Here is a 21245-nt window from a genome sequence, read left to right as displayed (position 1 = left end):
TTCAGGAGACCTTCTTGGTTGAATCGTCGGGCTGGGTGGTCGAGAGGAGTGCTTCCGCCTCTTCCCCAGAAAGTTGTTCGAGCTCGGCCATCATGCGTTCCAGCTCCGCGGTGTCCACCTGCGAAGCCTGCTCGTTGAGGATCTTCACCGCGATGTTCGCGACGGTGGGCTCCCCGAAGAAGTCCCGCAGGGGCAGCTCCACCTGGAAGGTGGAGCGGATGCGGGAGAGGGCCTGGGTGGCCAGCAGCGAGTGGCCGCCCAGGTCGAAGAAGCTGTCGTGGATGCCCACGCGGGCCACCCCGAGCACCTGGGCCCAGAGCTCCGCGAGCTGCCGCTCGGTGTCGTTGCGTGGGGCCACGTATTCCCGGTGCGTCTCCGCCTGGTCCGGTACGGGCAGGGCCTTGCGGTCCACCTTGCCGTTGGGGGTGAGCGGCAGCTTGTCGAGCTTCACCAGCGCGGCCGGGACCATGTAGTCCGGCAGCTTGTCCTTGAGGTAGCTCTTGAGCTCGCCCACCTCGAGGCCCTGGCCCTCGCGCGCCACCACGTAGCCCGCCAGGCGCTTGTCGCCGGGGGAGTCCTCGCGCACCAGCACCACGGCATTGGCCACACCGGGATGGCCCGCGAGCGCGGACTCGACTTCGCCCAGCTCGATGCGGAAGCCGCGCATCTTCACCTGTGCGTCCACGCGGCCCACGAACTCCAGGTACCCCTCGGGCAGCCACCGCACGACGTCACCCGTGCGGTAGAGCCGCTCTCCAGGCTGGTGGGAGAAGGGGTTGGGGACGAACTTCTCGGCCGTCAGCTCGGGACGGTGCAGGTAGCCCAGGGCCAGGCCCTCGCCGCCAATGTAGAGCTCGCCGGGAACACCCACGGGCACCGGGTTGCCCTGACGGTCGAGCACATAGAGCGTCGTATTGGACAGCGCCCCACCGATGGGGACGGCCGTGGCGCCTTCCGCCACCTGCTCCACGTGATACCAGGTGGCGTAGGTGGTGCTCTCGCTGGGGCCGTACATGTGCATCAGCCTGCCTGGGGCGCCCTTGTTCAACACTTCTCGCACCCACTTGGGGTCCGAGGCCTCGCCACCGAAGTGCAGCTGCTTCAGGCCGGAGAAGGACTCGGGCCGCTCGCGGGCCACCTGGTTGAAGAGGGCCGTGGTGATGAGCAGCACGTTGATGCGGGTGCGCTCCAGGTGCTCGCCCAGCGCCCTGGCATCGAGGACCACGTCCCGGGGGATGCCCACCAGCCGGGCACCATTGAGCAGCGCGCTCCAGAACTCGAAGGTGGCCGCGTCGAAGGAGACGTTGGACGCCTGTCCCACCCGGTCGGTCTCCTTCACCTCGATGTAGCTGGTGTTGCACATCGTCCTGACGATGGCCTGGTGGGAGATGCACACGCCCTTGGGCCTTCCCGTGGAGCCCGAGGTGTAGATGACGTGCGAGGGCTGTGCGGCGTCGATGGACACGGAGAGCGGTGAGGTGGGCTGCTGACGGATGAGGTGCAGATCCTCATCGAGGCGGACCACGGCGCGCTCACCCAGGGGCAGGGACGGCACGAGGTGGCGCTGGGTCACCACGACACGGGCCCGGGTGTCCTCCAGCATGAAGGCCAGACGCTGCTGGGGGTACGAGGGGTCGAGCGGAACGTAGGCGCCGCCGGCCTTGAGGATGCCGAGCAGGCCGATGACGAGGTCCGCGGAGCGCTCGGCGCAGATGCCCACGAGGTCGCCGGAGCGCACGCCCTGGGAGGCCAGGAAGTGGGCGAGCTGGTTGGTGCGGGTGTCGAGCTGGGCGTAGGTCAGCTGCGTGTCGCCGAACTCCAGGGCAATCGCCTCGGGACGGAGGCGGACGTGCTCCTCGAAGAGCTGGGGGATGCTCCGCTGGCGCGGGTAGCCTGTGTGGGTCTGGTTCCAGTCCACCAGCACCCGCTGGCGCTCCACCTCGCCGAGCAGGGGCAGGTCCTGGAGCTTCCGCCCGGGAGCGGCGACGATGCCCTCCAGCAGCACCCGCAGGTGCTCGAGCATGCGCCGGGCCGTGGAGGCCTCGTACAGGCTGGTGTTGTACTCCAGCCACAGCGAGAACCCCGCGGGCGTCTCACCGGCGGACAGCGTGAGGTCGAACTTCGAGGTCTGGCTCTCGGGCTCGACGGCCTGCAGCTTCAGTCCGGGGAGCTTCAGCTCCGGCAGGGGCGCGTTCTGCAGGGCGAACATCACCTGGAAGAGCGGCGTGCGGCTCTGGTCCCGTTCGGGCTTCAGCTCCTCGACGAGCTTCTCGAAGGGCACGTCCTGGTGGGCATAGGCGCCCAGCGTCGTCTCCTTCACCTGGGCGAGCAGCTCGCGGAAGCTCTGGGTGGGCGAGAGCTTGGAGCGCAGCACCAGGGTGTTGACGAAGAAGCCGATGAGGCCCTCCACCTCGTGCCGGCCGCGGCCGGCGATGGGCGAGCCGACGCTGATGTCGTCCTGCCCGGAGTAGCGCGAGAGCAGCACCTGGAAGGCCGCCAGCAGCACCATGAAGGGCGTGGCCCCCGCCTCGTGTCCCAGGGCCTCGAGGGCCTTGGAGAGCTCGAAGGGCAGCTGCGCCGTCAGGCTGGCGCCGTTGGAGGCCATCAGGGTGGGGCGGAGCTTGTCGGTGGGCAGCGTCAGGGCCTGCGGAGCCCCGGTGAGCTGCTGGCGCCAGTAGTCGAGCTGCTGGGTGAGGACCTCGCCCTGGAGCCAGCCGCGCTGCCAGGCCGCGTAGTCCGCGTACTGCACGGGCAGCTCCGGCAGGGACGAGGGCTTGCCCTGGACATGGGCCTCGTAGAGCGCCGCCATCTCGCGCACCAGCACGCCCATGGACCAACCGTCCGAGACGACGTGGTGCATGGTCAGCAGCAGCACGTGGAGCTGCTCGTCCTGGCGCAGCAGCAGGGTCCGTAGCAGCGGGCCACGCATCAGGTCGAACGGGCGGCGGACCTCGGCTTCCACCTGCCGGCGGACCTCGGCCTCGCGCTCGGAGGCGGGCAGCTCCCTCAAGTCCACCACCGCCAGCGGCAGCCGGGCCTCGGGGGTAATCACCTGCACGGGCTGGCCCTGCTCGTCACGGAAGACGGTGCGCAGGGACTCGTGGCGCTGGACCAGCTCCTCGAAGCTCCGCTCCAGCGCCGCGACGTCGAGCTGTCCCTCCATCCGCACCATCACGGGGATGTTGTAGAAGGCGCTGCCCGGCTGGAGCTGCTCGAGGAACCACATGCGCTGCTGGGCGAACGAGAGAGGCAGTTGCCCCTCGCGCGAGACCCGCTGCAGCGCTGGGGTCTGGGACATGGGGCTCGTCCCGCGCGACGCGTCGATGCGCGTGGCCAGTCCGGCCAGCGTGGGCGAGTCGAACAGCTCGCGCAGGGCCAGCTCCGTCTGGAAGGCCTCGCGGGTGCGCACCACCACCTGGGTGGCGAGCAGCGAGTGGCCACCCAGCTCGAAGAAGTCGTCGTTGAGGCCCACGCGCTCCAGGCCCAGCAACGAGCGCCAGATTTCGGCCAGCTTCACCTCGGTGTCGGTGCGCGGCGGCTCGAAGGTGGCCTCATCCGAGCGAGCACCATCCGGAGCGGGCAGGGCCTTGCGGTCCACCTTGCCGTTGGGGGAGAGCGGGAGGGTCTCCAGCACGACATAGGCCGGAGGCACCATGTACTCGGGCAGCCGCTCCTTCATCCAGGCACGCAGGGCCGTGGTGTCCGGAGCGTCGTCCTTGGCGGTGACGTAGGCCACCAGGCGCTTGTCGCCCGGCACGTCCTCGCGCACCACCACCACGGCCTCACGCACCTGGGCGTGTTGGGTGAGCACGGTCTCGATTTCACCCAGCTCGATGCGGAAGCCGCGCACCTTCACTTGTGCATCGCGACGGCCGAAGAACTCGATGCGGCCGTCCGGCAGGTAACGGGCGAGGTCGCCCGTGCGGTACAGGCGGGCACCGGGCTCGGTGCTGAACGGATGCGGAACGAACTTCTCGGCCGTCAGCTCGGGCTGGTTGAGGTAGCCGACGGCGAGGCCGTCGCCACCCGTGTACAGCTCGCCCATGACGCCCACGGGCACCGGCTGCATCGTCGCATCCAGCAGGTACACCTGCGTGTTGGCGATGGGCTTGCCGATGGAGACGGAGTGGCCGACCTGCGAGATCTCCCGCATGGGGTAGCAGCAGGTGAAGGTGGTGTTCTCCGTGGGGCCGTAGCCGTTGACCACGATCCCACCCTGGGCGAGCCGCTCCTTCACGCGCACCACGGGCAGCACGTCGCCGCCCGCGAGGAGCTGACGCACGCTGCGCAGCGATTGGGCCTGGGTGGCCTGCATCTGCTCGAAGAGGGCCGCCGTCAGCCACAGCGTGCTGATGCCGGAGCTCGCCAACGTGGTGCCCAGCTCATCGAGCGAGGGCGTGCCAGCGGGGTAGACCACCAGCTTCGCGCCGTGCAGCAGCGAGCCCCACAGCTCCAGGGTGGAGGCGTCGAAGGAAATGGGCGCCAACTGGAGGAAGACCTCCTGGGGGCCCAGGTCGATGAAGGAGCTGCCCTTCACCAGGCGCACCACGGCGCGGTGGGGCACGCAGACACCCTTGGGCCGGCCGGTGGAGCCGGAGGTGTACATGACGTAGGCCACGTTCTCCGCGGTGATACCGGAGGCGACGTTGTCCTCGGGCTGCACGGAGACCTGGTCCCAATCGGCATCCAGGCAGACGAACAGCGCGCCCTGGGCGGGCAGCTCATCGGCCAGCTTTTCCTGGGTGACGATGACCATCACGCCCGTGTCCTGGAGCATGAAGGACAAGCGATCGGCGGGATAGGACGGGTCGAGCGGGACGTAGGCGCCACCGGCCTTGAGGATGCCGAGGATGCCGACGACGAGCTCGAGCGAGCGCTCCAGGCACAGGCCGACGCGAGACTCGGGACCGACGCCAAAGGCACGCAGGTGGTGGGCGAGCTGGTTGGCGCGCTTGTTCAGCTCCCGGTAGGTGAGCGTCTGGCCCTGGTACTCGATGGCAATGGAGTCCGGGGTGCGTTCGGCCTGGGCCTCGAAGAGGGCGGGAATGCTGGCATCGCGCGGGTAGTCCACGCGGGTGGCGTTCCAGTCCACGAGGAGCTGGCGGCGATCGGCCTCGGTGAGCAGCGGCAGGTGACGCAGCTGCTGCTCCGGGTGGGCCACGATTCCCTCGAGCAGCGTGCGCATCTGCTGGAGGATCCGCGTGGCGGTGCCGTGGTCGAACAGGTCGGTGTTGTACTCGAGCAGGGTGTGCAGGCCCTGCGGCGTCTCGGTGAAGGTGAGCGTCAGGTCGAACTTGGCCGTGGGGGCGAACGTGCCCTCCAGCGGGCTCATCGCCAGACCCGGCAGCGCCAGCTCCGCCATGGGGACGTTCTGCAGCACGAACATCACCTGGAACAGCGGGGAGCGGCTCGGATCGCGCTCCGGACGCAGCTCTTCCACGAGCCGCTCGAAGGGCACGTCCTGGTGGGCCAGGCCCTCCAGCACCACCTCACGCACCTGTCCCAGCAGCTCGCGGAACGTCTGCTCCGGCTTCAGGCGGGTGCGCAGCACCAGCGTGTTGACGAAGCAGCCCACCAGCCGCTCCACCTCGGCGTGGTTGCGGCCGGCGATGGGGCTTCCCACGCTCAGGTCCAACTGACCGGACAGCCGGTGCAGCAGCGTCTGGTACGCCGAGAGCAGCACCATGTACGGCGTGGCGCCCTCGCGCTGGCTCAGCGCCTGGACGGCCTCCATCAGCGCACGGGGCATCACCACCGTCTGGTGCGCGCCGCGCGAGGTCTGCACGGCGGGCCGCGGCCTGTCCGTGGGCAGCTCCAACGAGCGCGGTGCGCCCTGGAGCTGCTCGCGCCACCAGGCCAGTTGCTGCTCGAGCACGTCGCCCTGGAGCCAGCCGCGCTGCCAGGCCGCGAAGTCCACGTACTGCACCGCCGGCTCGGGCAGCGGCGAGGGCCGGCCCGCGAGGAAGGCCTCGTAGATGACCGCCGCTTCCTGGATGAGCACCGCCATGGACCAGTCGTCCGAGACGATGTGGTGCATGGTCAGCAGCAGCACGTGCTCGCGCTCGCCCAGGGCCAGCAGCGTGGCGCGCAGCAGGGGCCCCTGGCCCAGGTCGAACGGCCGCTGGGCCTCTTCCAGCGCTTGCCGCCGCGCCTCGTCCATGCGTCCGGCTTCCGGCAGGTGCTTCAGGTCCACGCGGCGCAGCGGCATGGCCGGCGCGCCGGTGATGACCTGCATCGGCTGGCCACCCTTCGCGGGGAAGACGGTGCGCAGCGCCTCGTGACGGCGCAGCAGCTCCACCAGGCTCCGCTCGAGCGTGGGCACGTCGACCGTGCCCTCCATGCGCACGGCCATGGCGATGTTGTAGAGCGGGCTGCCCGGCTCCAGCTGATCCAGGAACCACAGGCGCTGCTGGGCGAAGGAGAGCGGTGGCTCCTCGCCGCGCGGCAGGGCGCGCAGGGGCGGAGGCAGGGCCCGGCGTCCGGAGCGCAGGGCCAGCTCCAGCCGCTCGGCCAGGTCCGCCAGCGTGGGGGCGAGGAACAGCTCGCGCAGCGGCAGCTCCACGCCGAACTGCGCGGCGATGCGCGAGCTGACCTGCGTGGCCAGCAGCGAGTGCCCACCCAGCTCGAAGAAGTCGTCGTGGATGCCCACGGGCTCCACGTGCAGCACCTCGGACCAGATGGCGGCCAGCTTCTCCTCCACCGGCGTGCGGGACGCCACGTGCTCGCGCTCGTCCGCGAGCGGCTCCGGGGCCGGCAGGGCCTTGCGGTCCACCTTGCCGTTGGCGTTGAGCGGCAGGGCCTCCAGCGCGACGAAGGCCGAGGGCACCATGTACTCGGGCAGCCGCCCCGAGAGCGCCTCGCGCAGCGTCTCCACCGAGGGAGCCGCCACACCCGTCGCGGGCACCAGGTACGCCACCAGCCGCTTGTGGCCGGGCGCGTCCTCGCGCACCACCACCGCCGCCTCGCGTACGCCGGGCTGCTGCCGCAGCACGGACTCGATCTCTCCCAGCTCGATGCGCAGGCCGCGCAGCTTCACCTGCGTGTCCAGGCGGTCGATGAACTCGAGCACGCCCTCGGGACGCCAGCGCACCCGGTCACCCGTGGCGTACATGCGCGCGCCGGGCACGTCGGGCTGGAAGGCATCTGGGAGGAACCGCTCCGCGCTCAGCGCCGGCTGTCCCAGGTAGCCGCGCGCCAGGGCCACACCGGCGATGAATAGCTCGCCGGGCACGCCCACCGGCACCGGCTGCCACAGCCGGTCCAGTACGTACGCCCTCTGGTTGTTCAACGGCCGGCCAATGGGCAGCGCCCGCTCCGGTGCGTCCTTCAGGCACTGCCAGTGCAGCGTGTCCACCGTGGTCTCGGTGGGCCCGTAGCAGTTGTGCAGCGTGGTGCCGTTCATCCGCGCGTAGAAGCGGGCCGCCGTCTGCCACGGCAGGACCTCGCCGCCGGAGAAGACGTGCTTCAGGTGCGTGCTCGCGAGGAAGTCCGGCTGCTCCAGCAGCGCCTCGAGCATGGTGGGCACCGTCTCGAGGTGGGTGATGCGCTGCTCGCGCATGATCTGCGCCAGCCGCCGCGCGTCCTGGTGCTCGCCGGGCGCGGGGATGACCAGCCGCGCGCCAGCGCTGAGCGCACCGAAGAACTCCCACACGGACACGTCGAAGGCGAACGAGGTGAACTGGAGGACGGCGTCACCCACGCCAATGCCGTGGTTGTGCTCCATCCACGCCAGGTAGTTCGTCACACCCCGGTGCGTCATGAGCACGCCCTTGGGCTGGCCCGTGGAGCCGGAGGTGTAGATGACGTAGGCCAGCGAGGCCGGGGTGATGGTGAGCGGCAGCGGCTCGAGCGTCTCGTTCGGCGGCGTCCATCCCGCGGGCAGCGAGACGACGGGCACGCTCGTCCAGTTGGGCGTCAGGTGCGGCTGCACCACCACCGCGCACACGCCCGAGTTCTCCACGATGAAGGCGAGGCGCTCGGGGGGCAGGCGCGGATCCAACGGGACGTAGGCGCCGCCCGCCTCCAGGATGGCCATGAGCGCCAGCGGCATCTCCAGCGAGCGCTCCATGCAGATGCCCACGCGCTGCTCCGGCCCCACGCCGAGGCGGCGCAGTTGGTGGGCGAGCGCACGGGTACGACGTCCCAGCTCACGGTAGGTGACCGAGTGGCCCTCGAAGTACAGGGCCTCGGTGTCCGGGCTGCGCTCCACCTGGGCGCGGAAGAGCTCGGGGAGCGTCGCCTCGCGGGAGGCGAAGGGAATGCGGTTGTCGTTCCACTCCCCCAGGAGCTGCTGGCGCTCCGGCGTGGTGAGCAGGGGCAGCTCGGCGATGCTCTGCTCGGGCCGGGCGATGGCCCCCACCATGAGCGTGTGCAGGTGTCCCAGCAGCCGCTTCACCGTCTCCTGCTCGTACAGGTCGGTGTTGTACATGAGCAGCAGGCTCAGGCCCTGGGACGTCTCGTAGACCTCCAGGTGCAGGTCGAACTGGCACGTCTGGTTCGCCACCTCCAGGTTGCGCAGCACCAGGCCCGGCGTGTGCAGCTCGGGCATGGGCGTGTTCTGCACGGCGAACAGCACCTGGAAGAGCGGGGGACGGCTCAGGTCACGCTCGGGGCGCAGCGCCTCCACCAGCTTGTCGGAGGGCAGGTCCTGGTGGGCGAAGGCCCCCAGGGTGGACTCGCGCACCTGGGCCAGCAGCTCGCGGAAGCTCAGGTGGGCCGCCGGCTTCGCGCGCAGCACCAGCGTGTTGACGAACAGGCCGATGAGGCCCTCGCTCTCGGGACGGGTGCGGCCCGCGATGGGCGAGCCCACGGCGAAGTCCTCCTGTCCCGAGTAGCGGTGCAGCAGCGCCTGGAAGGCGGCCAGCAGCACCATGAAGGTCGTGGCGCCCTCCTTCTGCCCGAGCGTCCGGACGGCCTCGGCCAGCTCACGCGGCATCAGGTGCGTGACGTGGGAGCCCCGGTAGCTCTGCGCCGGAGGCCGAGGCTTGTCCGTGGGCAGCTCCAGGATGTGCGGCACGCCCTCGAGCTGCTGGCACCACCACGCCAGCTGCTGCTCGAGCGCCGGGCCCTGGAGGTGCTCGCGCTGCCAGGCCGCGAAGTCCAGGTACTGCACCGCCAGCTCCGGCAGCGGCGAGGGCTTGCCCTGGGAGAAGGCCTCATAGAGCGCGGCCACTTCCTGCACCAGCACACCCAGGGACCAACCGTCCGAGACGATGTGGTGCATGACGAGCACGAGCACGTGCTCCCGCTCCGCCAGCCGCAGAAGCTTCGCGCGCAGCAGCGGGCCCCTGGACAGGTCGAAGGGCCGCAGCGCCTCCTGCTGAATCTGGCGGCGCGTCTCCGCCCCACGCTCCGCCTCGGGCAGCGCGCTCAGGTCCACCTGCTCGAGCGGCAGCTCCAGCGAGGGGACGATGGCCGCGCCCGGCTCACCGTTGCGCGACACGAAGGTGGTGCGCAGAGACTCGTGACGGCGCACCAGCTCGGCCATGGCGCGCCCGAGCGCGGCCACGTCCAGCGCGCCCTCGAGCTGCATGGCCGAGGGGATGTTGTAGAGCGGGCTGCCGGGCTCGAGCTGATCGAGGAACCACAGCCGCTGCTGGGCGAACGAGACGGGCAGCTCGCCCTCGCGCGAGATGCGCGCCATGACATCGGCCGGGCGAGCCTGGCCCGTGCCACGGGCGGCGTCGACCTTGGCGGCCAGCCCCGCGACGGTGGGGTGCTCGAGCAGCTCGCGCAGCGGCACTTCCGCCTGGAAGAGGGTGCGCAGGCGCGAGGCGATCTGCGTGGCCAGCAGCGAGTGGCCACCCAGCTCGAAGAAGTTGTCGTGGATGCCGATGCCCTCGATGCCGAGCATCTCCTCCCACAGCGTGGCCACGGCCCGCTCGGTGTCACCGCGCGGCGCCTCGAAGGCGTTGGCCAGGTCCGGCCGCTGGTGGCGGTTGGACGCCTTCGCCACGGGCGCGGCCGGCTGTACCTGCGCGTCCTCCTGGCCCCGCTCGTGCGTGGGCTCGGTCCAGGTGCCGCCCTGCATCCGGCGCTGCTCGATGAAGTAGCGCTGGCGCTGGAAGGGGTAGGTGGGCAGCGGCAACCGCTGCCGGCGCTCGGACGCGTGGAGCTTCGCCCAGTCCACCTGGACACCCGCGAGCCACAGGCGGCCCAGCGTCTCCAGGAAGGCGGCGTTGTCCGTCTGCTCATCCTTCGCGCGCGGCAGCGTGGAGAGCACCGTGCGGCCCACCGCGGCCGGTCCGGCCTGGCGCACCAGCATGCCCAGCGCCTGTCCGGGCCCCACCTCGAGCAGCAGCGCCTCCTTCGAGGCCAGCAGCGTGGTGACGCCCTCGCCGAAGCGCACCGCCCGGCGCAGGTGCTCGGTCCAGTAGCGCGGATCCGTCGCCTGCTCGGCCGTAATCCACGTGCCGGTGAGGTTGGAGATGAAGGGAATCTTCGGCGCGGACAGCCGCACCTGCTTCACGCGATCGGTGAAGGTGGCGAGGATGGGGTCCATCATCGCCGAGTGGAAGGCATGCGAGGTGCGCAGCCGGCGGTGCTCCACGCCCATGGGCGCGAGGCGGGCCTCCAGAGCCTCGATGGCGTCCGTGGGGCCGGAGACGACGCACAGCGAGGGCGCGTTGACGGCGGCCAGAGACAGGCGCTCGCCGAGCAGCGGCAGCACCTGCTGCTCGGGCAGGGCCACGGACAGCATGGTGCCGCCGGGCAACGCCTGCATGAGCTTGCCGCGCGCCGCCACCAGCGCGAGCGCATCATCCAGCGACAGCACACCCGCAATGCAGGCCGCGACGTACTCGCCGAGGCTGTGGCCGATGAGGGCCTGCGGCTTGACGCCGAGGGCCATCCACTGCCGGGCCAGCGAGTACTCGATGGCGAAGAGGGCGGGCTGGGCGTACGCGGTCTGCTGCAACCGCTCGGTGGCCTCGGCGGCGCGCTCCTCGGGCGCGTGGAGGAGCTCCAGCAGATCCATGCCGAGCAGGGGCTGGAGCTTCTTGCAGCAGGCGTCCAGGTTCTGGCGGAACACGGACTCGGTGGCGTACAGGCCACGCGCCATGCCCACGTGCTGCGAGCCCTGGCCCGGGAAGAGGAAGGTGACGGGGCGCTCGGTGGCCTCCTGCACCTGGGTGAGCAGGCGCTGGGGGTGCTGGCCGGAGAGCACGGCCCGCGCGTCCTCGAGGCCACGGCACACCACGGCGCGGCGGTGGGTGAAGCGCTGGCGTCCCGCCTGGAGGGTGAAGGCCACATCGGCCAGCTCCAGCTCCGGGTGGCGCGACAGGTGCTCCGCGAGCCGGCCGGTGGCCTGCTCCAGCGCGTTGGCCGAGCGGGCCGAGAGCACCAGCAACTGCCAGGGCCGGGCGCTCGGGGTGCGCGCCACCTGGGGCGCCTCCTCGAGGATGGCGTGGGCGTTGGTGCCGCCGATGCCGAAGGAGCTCACACCGGCGCGCCGGGGCTCTTCGCTGGCGGGCCACTCGCGCAGGGCGGTGTTGACGTAGAAGGGCGAGCGCTCCAGGCCGAGCCCGGGGTTGGGCTCGCGGAAGTGGAGGCTGGGCGGCATCTGCCGGTGCTGCAGGGCGAGCGCTGCCTTGATGAGGCCCGTGACGCCGGCCGCCGCGTCCAGGTGGCCGATGTTCGTCTTCACCGAGCCGATGGCGCAGGAGGCCGGGCCGGCGTCCTGATCCTTGAAGGCCTGGGTGAGGCCGGCGATCTCGATGGGGTCACCCAGGCGGGTGCCGGTGCCGTGGGCCTCGACGTACTGGATGCTGCTGGCGCTCACGTTGGCGACGGCGAGCGCCTCGGAGATGGCGGCGGCCTGTCCGTCCACGCTGGGCGCGGTGTAGCCCACCTTGCCCGAGCCGTCGTTGTTGAGGGCCGAGCCACGGATGACGGCGTGGATGAAGTCTCCGTCCTTGAGCGCGTCGGACATGCGCTTGAGGACGACGATGCCCACGCCCGAGCCCGCCACGGTGCCCTGGCCCTGGGCGTCGAAGGCGCGGCAGTGCCCGTCGGGCGAGAGGATGGAGCCCTCCTGGAACATGTAGCCGGCGCGCTGGGGGAAGCCGATGGAGACACCCCCGGCCATGGCCATGTCCGACTCGCCGGACAGCAGGCTCTGGCAGGCCAGGTGGACGGCCACCAGGGAGCTGGAGCAGGCCGTCTGCACGCTGATGCTGGGCCCGCGCAGGTTGAGCTTGTGCGAGACGCGCGTGGCCAGGAAGTCCTTGTCGTTGGCGAGCAGCAGGGCATACGGCCCGGCGGAGCGCACCACGTCCGGCTGCGACATCAGGTTGTAGAGCAGGTAGCTGCTGATGCTGGAGCTGGCGAAGACGGCGATGGAGCCGCGGTGGCGCTCGGCGTCATAGCCGGCGCGCTCCAGCGCCTCCCACGCGCACTCCAGGAAGAGGCGGTGCTGCGGGTCGAGCAGCTCGGCCTCGCGCGGGTTGAAGCCGAAGAAGCCCGCGTCGAAGAGCTCGGGGCTCTCGAGCGGGAAGCCCGCTCGCACGTAGCCGGGCCGGGCACGCAGGGCCGGGTCCACTCCAGCGGCCTCCAGCTCCTCGTCGGAGAAGGAGGCGCGGGCCTCCACGCCCTCACAGAGATTGCGCCAGAAGGTCTCCAGGTCGCGGGCCCCGGGGAAGCGGCCCGTCATGCCAACGATGGCAATAGTCTCGAACTGCTCGGACACGGCGTCATCACTCATCCGGCGTTTCCTCGGTAGCCTGCTCGGCGCGGCCTGCTCTACGTACTCGCCGTCTCTGCTCGAGCAGCGTCCTGCGATTATCAGCGCGCTCCTGACTCCCCTGTCGCAAGTCTGGCTCGGTCGTGCGTCCGGCGAGATACGCCGCGAGCGCGCTGATGGACGGGTATTTGAAGAGTTCGGTCAGGGTGATTTCAAGGCCCAGCTCGGCTCGCAGCCGGCCATGCGCCCGAACGAGCAGGAGCGAGTTGCCACCGACGTCGAAGAATCTGTCGTTGACACCGACCTTCTCCACGCCCAGCACCTCCTGCCATAGACGTGCGAGGTTGCGCTCCAGTTCGGTCCGGGGCTCCACGAAGGGCGTATCGGACTGGAGGCGCAGTCCCTCCGGTGCAGGCAGCGCCTTGCGGTCCAGCTTGCCGTTGGGGGACAGCGGCATGACCTCCAAGGGCACGAAGGCCGACGGCACCATGTGCTCGGGAAGCCGCTGGCCCAGGTGTGCGCGCAGCTCCTCCAGCGAGGGTGCCTGCCCGGCTGCCACGTAGTAGGCGACCAGCCGCTTGTCACCCGGGACATCCTCCCGGGCGACGACCACGGCCTCCTGGAGAGCCGGGTATTGCAGCAGGGCCGATTCGATCTCTCCCAGCTCGATGCGGAAGCCGCGGATCTTCACCTGGTTGTCGATGCGGCCCAGGTATTCGATCTCCCCGTCCGGCAGGAACCGGGCGAGGTCACCCGTGCGGTACAGGCGCGCGCCGGGCTCGGAGGTATACGGGTCGGGGATGAACTTCTCGGCCGTCAGCTCGGGCCGGTTCCAGTAGCCACGGGCCGGCTGCACGCCGCCGATGAACAGCTCGCCCGCGACACCCACGGGCACCGGATGCAGGTTGCCGTCCAGCACGTACATCTGCGTGTTGGAGACGGGCCGGCCGATGGGGATGGAGCGGCGCTTGTCGCCCGGCTTGCACTGGAAGTACGTCACGTCCACGGCGGCCTCGGTGGGGCCGTAGAGGTTGTGCAGCTCCGCGCCCAGCTTGCCGTGGAAGCGCTCCACCAGCTCGGCTCCGAGCGCCTCGCCGCTGCAGATGACGCGCTTCAGGCCACGGCACTGCTCCACGCCCGGCTGCTCCATGAAGACCTGGAGCATGGAGGGCACGAAGTGCAGCGTGGTGATGCGCTCACGCTGGATGAGGTCGACGAGATAGCCCGGGTCCTGATGCCCACCGGGCTTCGCCACGACGAGGCGGGCGCCGGTCATCAGGGTCCAGAAGAACTCCCAGACGGACACGTCGAAGCTGAACGGCGTCTTCTGCAGGACCGAGTCCTGCGTCCCCAGGCCGTAGGCCTCCTGCATCCAGAGCAGGCGGTTGCAGATGGCCTGATGGAAGTTCATCGCGCCCTTGGGACGGCCCGTGGAGCCCGAGGTGTAGATGATGTACGCGAGCCCCTGCGCGTGGACCGGGACCTGGGGCCGGGTACCGCCGTGGGCTGCGATCTGGCTCCACTGAGAGTCGAGGCACACGCGCGTGGCGGCGGAGGCGGGCAGGCGCTCCACGAGGTGCTGCTGGGTGAGCAGCACGCGCACGCTCGAGTCCTGGAGCATGTACGCGAGGCGGTCCTGCGGGTAGCCCGGGTCGAGCGGGACGTAGGCGCCACCGGCCTTGAGGATGCCGAGCAGGGCCACGACCATCTCGATGGAGCGGTCGGTACAGACGCCGACGGGGACCTCGGGACCCACACCCAGCGAGAGCAGGTGGTGGGCGAGCTGGTTGGCGCGCTGGTCGAGCTCCCGGTAGGTGAGGCTCTGGCCCTCGTACGTGACGGCGAGGGCATCCGGCGTGCGGTCCACCTGCTGCTCCACCATCAGGTGCAGGCGGGCCTCGGAGGGACGAGGCAGGGCCGTCTGGTTCCACTCCACCAGCACGCGCTTGCGCTCGGCCTCCGGCAGGAGCGGCTGGGCGTCGTGGCGGGCCGAGGGGTCGCGGGCGAGCTGCTCGAGCGCCGCGGCGTAGTGGCCCGCGAGCGCCTCCATCTGCGCATCCGGCAGGTCGCTCGGGTCGTAGTAGAGCTGCACCCGCACGTCCGAGGTGACGAAGTCGAGGCCCGCCTCCACCGCGAGGGCGAAGTTGGTGCGGGCGAACTCACTCGAGCCGAGCAGCTCCAGCCCGCCCCGGTCCATGACCTTGCGGTACATGTGGAAGTGGGTGAAGTCGAACATCGTCTCGAAGAGCTGCACGCCGGGCGCGGCGCGCTGCACCTCGCTGAGCGGGAAGCGGCGGTGCGGGAGCAGGTCGCGCTCGTGGCGGAAGGTCTCCTGGACGAGCTCCATCCAACTGCGGCCCGGCGCCAACTGCATCCGGAAGGGCAGGGTGTTGAGGAACAGGCCCTTCACCTGATCTCCGTCCGCCGTCTCCGGGCGCCCGTTGCACACGAGGCCGGTGACGACATCCCGCTGGGCGGCGAGCTGGCCCATCACCCGGAGGTGCGCGGCGAGCAGCACCGTCTTGATGGGGACACCCGCGCGGCGGGCCACCTGCTTGAGCGACTCGGAGAGCTCGGAGGAGATGCGGACGCGCTGCTGGTGGAAGGCCGAGGCGGGACGGTTCTCGGCGGGGTGCGGCCAGCGCGTGAGCGCGCCGGGGACGAGCCCCTTCACCTGGCCGGCCCAGAAGGCCCGGGTGGCCTCGCCGCGCGTGGCCTCGCGCTCCATGACGATGAAGTCGCGGAAGGATTGCTCCGGCAGAGGCGCCACGGCGGGCGGCTTGCCCTCCAGGTGCGCCAGGTAGTGCTCGAACAGCTCGGCGATGAGGGAGTTGATGCTCCAGCCGTCGCCGATGACGTGGTGCTCGGTCCACCCGAGCTCGAAGGTGTCCTCGGAGAGCAGGTGCGCCGTGCAGCGCAGCAGCGGAGGCCGCGTCAGGTCGAAGCGCTGCTGGTGCTCGGCGGCGTAGTGGGCCGAGAGCACGGACTCCTGCTGCTCCGCGCCCTGGCCGCGCAGATCCTTCACGGTGAGCGGGAGCTGGGCGGCGCGGTGGATGAGCTGGAACGGTTCGGAGTAGCCGGTCAGCGCGTAGCTGGTGCGGAGGATGGCGTGCCGGGCGGTGATGTCCGCCAGCGCCTGCTCCATGGCTCCGCGCTCGAAGCGGCCCTTGAGCCGGACGTAGTTGACGTTGAGGTAGACGGCCTTCTCCGGGTTCAGCTCGGCGTGGAACACCATGCCGAGCTGGAGCGAGCTCATGGGGAAGGCGTCCTCGAGGCCCTCGGGCAGCAAGCGCCGGTCCTGCTCGGACACGAGGCTGAAGGGCGAGGTGCGCGGGGTCTGCTCGTGACGCGCGGTCTCCTGGCCCAGCGCGCGAGCCAGTGCCCGCGGCGTGGGGTTCTGGAAGAGCTGCGCCACGCTGAAGCGCAGCCCCTGCTGACCGGCGCGGGCGACGACGGGGATGCTGCGGATGGAGTCACCGCCCAGCTCGAAGAAGTTGTCCTCGGCGCCCACCTGCTCCAGGCCGAGCACCTGGGCGAAGAGGGTGGCGAGTACCTTCTCCTCGGGCGTCTCCGGCGTGACGTAGGCGCGCTCCGGCCGGGCGAACTGCGGCGCGGGGAGCAGCTTGCGGTCGAGCTTGCCGTTGGGAGACAGGGGCATGGCCGCCAGGGGCACGAAGGCCATCGGCACCATGTACTCGGGGAGCAGTTTCCCGAGGTGCGCACGCAGCTCGTCGCGCGTGGGCTCCTGGCCGGCCGCCACGAAGTACGCCACGAGGCGCTTGTCGCCCGGGGAGTCCTCGCGGGCCACTACCACGGCCTCCTTGAGGGCCGGGTGCTGGAGCAGGGCGGACTCGATCTCCCCCAGCTCGATGCGGAAGCCGCGCACCTTCACCTGGTTGTCGATGCGGCCGAGGTACTCGATTTCGCCGCCGGCCAGGAACCGGGCGAGGTCTCCGGTGCGGTACAGGCGCGCGCCGGGCTCGGAGGTGTACGGGTCGGGGACGAACTTCTCGGCGGTCAGCTCGGGCCGGTTCCAGTAGCCACGGGCCGGCTGCACGCCGCCGATGTACAGCTCACCGGCCACGCCCACCGGCACCGGGTTCATCTGGCCATCCAGCACGTACATCTGCGTGTTGGAGACGGGGCGGCCGATGGGGATGGAGCGGCGCTTGTCGCCCGGCTTGCACTCCCAGAACGTCACGTCGACGGCCGCCTCGGTGGGGCCGTAGAGGTTGTGCAGCCCGGCCTTCAGCTTGGAGTGGAAGCGCTCCACGTGCTCCACGGCGAGGGCCTCACCACTGCAGATGACGCGCTTCAGGCCACGGCACTGCTCCACGCCCGGCTGCTCCAGGAACACCTGGAGCATGGAGGGCACGAAGTGCAGCGTGGTGATGCGCTCGCGCTGGATGAGGTCCACGAGGTAGGCGGCATCCTGGTGGCCACCGGGCTTCGCGACGACGAGGCGCGCACCCGTCATGAGCGTCCAGAAGAACTCCCAGACGGACACGTCGAAGCTGAAGGGGGTCTTCTGCAGGACGGAGTCCTGGGCACCGAGGCCATAGGCCTCCTGCATCCAGAGCAGGCGGTTGCAGATGGCCTGGTGGAAGTTCATGGCGCCCTTGGGGCGGCCGGTGGAGCCCGAGGTGTAGATGATGTACGCGAGGCCCTGGGCATGGACCGGGACCTGGGGCCGCGCGTTGCCGTGCGCCGCGATCTGGCTCCACTGGGAATCCAGGCACACGCGCGCCGCCGAAGAGGCGGGCAGGCGCTCCACGAGGTGCTGCTGGGTGAGCAGCACGCGCACGTTGGAGTCCTGGAGCATGTACGCGAGGCGATCCTGGGGATAGCTCGGATCGATGGGCACGTACGCGCTACCGGCCTTGAGGATGCCGAGCAGGGCCACGACCATCTCGATGGAGCGGTCGGTGCAGACGCCGACGGGAATCTCCGGCCCCACGCCCAGCGAGAGCAGGTGGTGGGCGAGCTGGTTGGCGCGCTGATCGAGCTGACGGTAGGTGAGGCTCTGGCCCTCGTAGGTGACGGCCACCGCGTCGGGCGTGCGGTCCACCTGCTGCTCGACCATCAGGTGCAGGCGGGCCTCGGCGGGACGCGGGAGCGCCGTCTGGTTCCAGTCCACCAGGACGCGCTTGCGCTCTTCCTCGGGCAGCATCGGCAGCCGGGAGATGCGCTGGCCGGGGTCGGCGACGATGCCCTTCACCAGGTTCGTCAGGTACACCCCGAGCCGGGTGATGGTGGAGGCGTCGAAGAGGTCGGTGTTGTACTCGAACGCGCCGGCCAGCCCCTGCTCCTCACGGGACAGGGACAGGTGCAGGTCGAACATCGCCGTGCCCGTGTGCGTGTCCTCGGTGCTCAGGCGCAAGCCGGGCATCGCCGGGAGCGCGCCCTGGGCGTTCTGCAGCACGAACATCACCTGGAACAGCGGCGTGCGGCTCAGGTCGCGCACCGGCTGGAGCTCGTCCACGAGCTTCTCGAACGGGACGTCCTGGTGGGCATAGGCCCCCAACGCTCCCTCGCGCACGCGCTGGAGCAGCTCGCGGAAGGTGGGCTCGGCCTCCAGGTTCGTGCGCAGCACCAGCGTGTTGACGAACAGGCCGATGAGCCCGTGCGTCTCCGGGCGCTCGCGGCCCGCGATGGGCGTGCCCACCGTCAGGTCGCTCTGTCCCGAGCAGCGGTGCAGCAGGACCTTGAAGGCCGCCAGCAGGGCCATGAAGGGCGTCACGCCCTCGTGCAGGCTCAGTGCCTCGAGGCCCTCGGCCAGCTCGCGCGGCAGGTGCACCGGCAGCTTCGCGCCCCGGTACGTCTGCACCGCCGGGCGCGGCCTGTCCGTGGGCAGCTCCAGCACCGGCGGCGCCCCCGCGAGGTACTTCCTCCACCAGGACAGCTGCGACTCGAGCACCTCACCCTGCATCCACCCGCGCAGCCACAGCGCGTAGTCGGCGTACTGGATGGGCAGCTCCGGCAGCGCCGGGGCCCTGCCCGCCTGGAGGGCCTCGTACACCTGGGCCAGCTCGCGCACGAGCACGCCCATGGACCAGCCATCCGAGAGGATGTGGTGCATCGTCGCCAGCAGCAGGTGCTCGCGCTCGCCCAGCTTCAGCAGCGTCACGCGCAGCAGCGGCCCGCGCGCCAGGTCGAACGGCTTGTGCGCCTCCTCGGTGATGAGCCGGCGCGCCTCCTCTCGGCGAGCGGACTCCGGCAGCCCGGACAGGTCCACCACCGGCAGGGGCAGGCTCGCCTCCGGGGCGACGGCCTGGGAGGCCCGGCCATCAACGGTGCTCACCGTGGTCCGCAGCGACTCGTGGCGCTTCAGGAGCGTGGCGAAGCTCCGCTCCAGGGCCCCCACGTCCAGCGTGCCCTCGAGCCGCAGCGCCGTGGGGATGTTGTAGAAGGCGTTGCCCGGTTCGAGCTGGTCCAGGAACCACAGCCGCTGCTGGGCGAACGACAGCGGCAGCTCCACACCCGAGGCCCGGCGGGCAATGGTGATGCGCGGCGCGGAGGACTCCTTGCGCCGGGCGACGATGAGGCGCGCCAGCTCGGCCGTGCTCGGGCCCTGGAGCAGGGCCTCCATGGGCAGGCTCACGCCGAACACCCGCTCGATCTCCCCCGTCATCTCCACCGAGGCCATCGAGTCCAGGCCCATGCGGGTGAGGGGCACCGAGGCGTCCACCTCCTCACGGCGCACCCGCAGCAGCGCGGGCAGCCGCTCCAGCAGCCAGGCCTCCACGTTCTCGTCCGCCACCGGGCCCGAGTCCGCCACCACGGGCACCGCCGCGGCCTGGGCCGTCACGGACTCCTGCGCCGACTCCTCCCACGACAGCACCGGACGCAGCTCGCCCCCGAGCAGGCTCGCGCGGCAGGCGCGGCGCTGGATCTTCCCGCTGGACGTCTTCGGAATGGAGCCCGGCTCGATGAGCACCACCGAGTGCAGTTGCAGCTCGTGCAGCTCCGCCACGCGCTGGCGGATGATGCCCACCAGGGACTCGGGCGGGTCCGGCAGCTTGCGCGGGTCCACCTCCTGCACCATCACCAGCCGCTCCTCGCCCTCCACGTCCAGGGCGAAGGCCGCGCCGCACCCCGGACGCAGCGCCGGGTGGCTCTGCTCCACCGTCATCTCGATGTCCTGCGGGTAGTGGTTGCGCCCGCGGATGATGATGAGGTCCTTGAGCCGGCCGGTGACGAACAGCTCCCCGTCCTCGCGCAGGAAGCCCAGGTCTCCCGTGCGCAGCCAGGGGCCCTCGCCGCTGTCGCTCAACTGGCCGTGGAAGGTGTGCCGCGTCTCCTCGTCCCGCTGCCAGTAGCCCAGCGCGACGCTCGGGCCGCGCACCCAGATTTCACCCACCCGGCCCGGCGGGCACCGCCGCGAGTTCTCCAGGTCAGCGATGAGCAGCTCCTGGTCCGGCATCGTCTGGCCGCAGCCCACCATCAGCCGCGCGTCCGAGTCCGCCGAGTCCGCCGTCACCACCTCGTTGCGCGCCAGCGCCGAGCCCCGCAGCGACATCACCAGCGGCGGCTTCGCGGCGTCTCCACCCGAGGCGATGAGCGTGCCCTCGGCCAGGCCGTAGCAGGGGTAGATGGCCTCGCGCTTGAATCCCTGGGGCCCGAAGGCTTCCATGAAGCGCTCCAGCGTCTCGGTGCGCACCGGCTCGGCGCCACTGAAGGCCACCTTCCAGCGGCTCAGGTCCAGCTCCGCGCGCTCCTGCGGCGTCATCTTCCGCACGGCCAGGTCGTAGGCGAAGTTGGGCCCACCGCTCACCGTGGCGCCGAAGCGCGAGACGGCCTGCAGCCAGCGGCGCGGCTGCTTGAGGAACGTCAACGGCGACAACAGCGCCACCGGGAAGCCCCGGTACAGCGGCTGGAGGATGCCGCCGATCAGCCCCATGTCGTGGTACGGCGGCAGCCAGATGACGCCCACCGAGTCCTGGGTCGTCCCGAAGGCGCGGCTGATGCACTCGAGGTTATGCAACAGGTTGCCATGGCTGAGCATGACCCCCTTGGGCGTGCCCGTGGAGCCCGAGGTGTACTGGAGGAAGGCCAGCGACTCGCGCAGCAGCGGGTCCGGCCGCTTCCACGCCGGCTGTCCCTCCGTGGGCAGGTCGTCCGTGGCCATCCAGTGCAGGGCGCGCAGATCCGGCGCCTGCTCGAAGAGGAACTCGCCCATGCCGTGGATGAAGGCCACGGTGAGCACCACCGAGGCCTGCGCGTCCTGGATGATCGCGCGCAGCCGGGGCAGCGTCCGCTCCAGCCGCATCGGATCCGGCGGGTAGGCCGGCACCGCCACCATGCCCGCGTAGAGGCACCCGAAGAACCCGGCGATGTACTCGAGCCCGGGCGGGTAGAGCATCATCACCCGGTCCCCCGGCTTCGCCACCTTCTGGAGCTCCGCCGCGATGAGCCGCGCACGGTAATCCAGTTGCGCGTACGTCATCGTGGACTCGTCGCCCTCGGAGTCCTCCAGGAAGGTGTACAGCCGCTGATCCGGCGCTACGGAGGCGCGCGCCTCCACCAAATCCACGAGGGTCGCAGGCTCACTCTGGGGGGGGCGCAT

Annotated in this window: 2 protein-coding genes; both read right to left on the bottom strand. The window is 70.6% G+C overall.

Features of this window, described 5'->3' with window-relative positions:
• Position 1: 1 nt before the first annotated feature.
• On the bottom strand, positions 2 to 12700 hold the full coding sequence (locus BO221_RS12230) for a hybrid non-ribosomal peptide synthetase/type I polyketide synthase (RefSeq protein ID WP_073560595.1): 12699 nt from the start codon (positions 12698 to 12700) through the stop codon (positions 2 to 4).
• The gene (locus BO221_RS12225) at positions 12693 to 21245 is read right to left on the bottom strand and encodes a non-ribosomal peptide synthetase (protein WP_143195408.1); all 8553 of its coding nucleotides are present in this window, start codon (positions 21243 to 21245) and stop codon (positions 12693 to 12695) included. Before BO221_RS12225 ends, BO221_RS12230 begins: the two co-directional genes overlap by 8 nt.

Source organism: Archangium sp. Cb G35 (assembly GCF_001896145.1).
Classification (GTDB): Bacteria; Myxococcota; Myxococcia; order Myxococcales; family Myxococcaceae; genus Archangium; species Archangium violaceum.
This window is presented reverse-complemented; position numbering and strand designations above follow the sequence as displayed.

What these genes read in the sequence shown, in the direction of transcription:
- BO221_RS12230 (WP_073560595.1), bottom strand. Translation starts at nt 12,700, where the DNA reads ATGAGTGATGACGCCGTGTCCGAGCAGTTCGAGACTATTGCCATCGTT.
- BO221_RS12225 (WP_143195408.1), bottom strand. Translation starts at nt 21,245, where the DNA reads ATGCGCCCCCCCCAGAGTGAGCCTGCGACCCTCGTGGATTTGGTGGAG.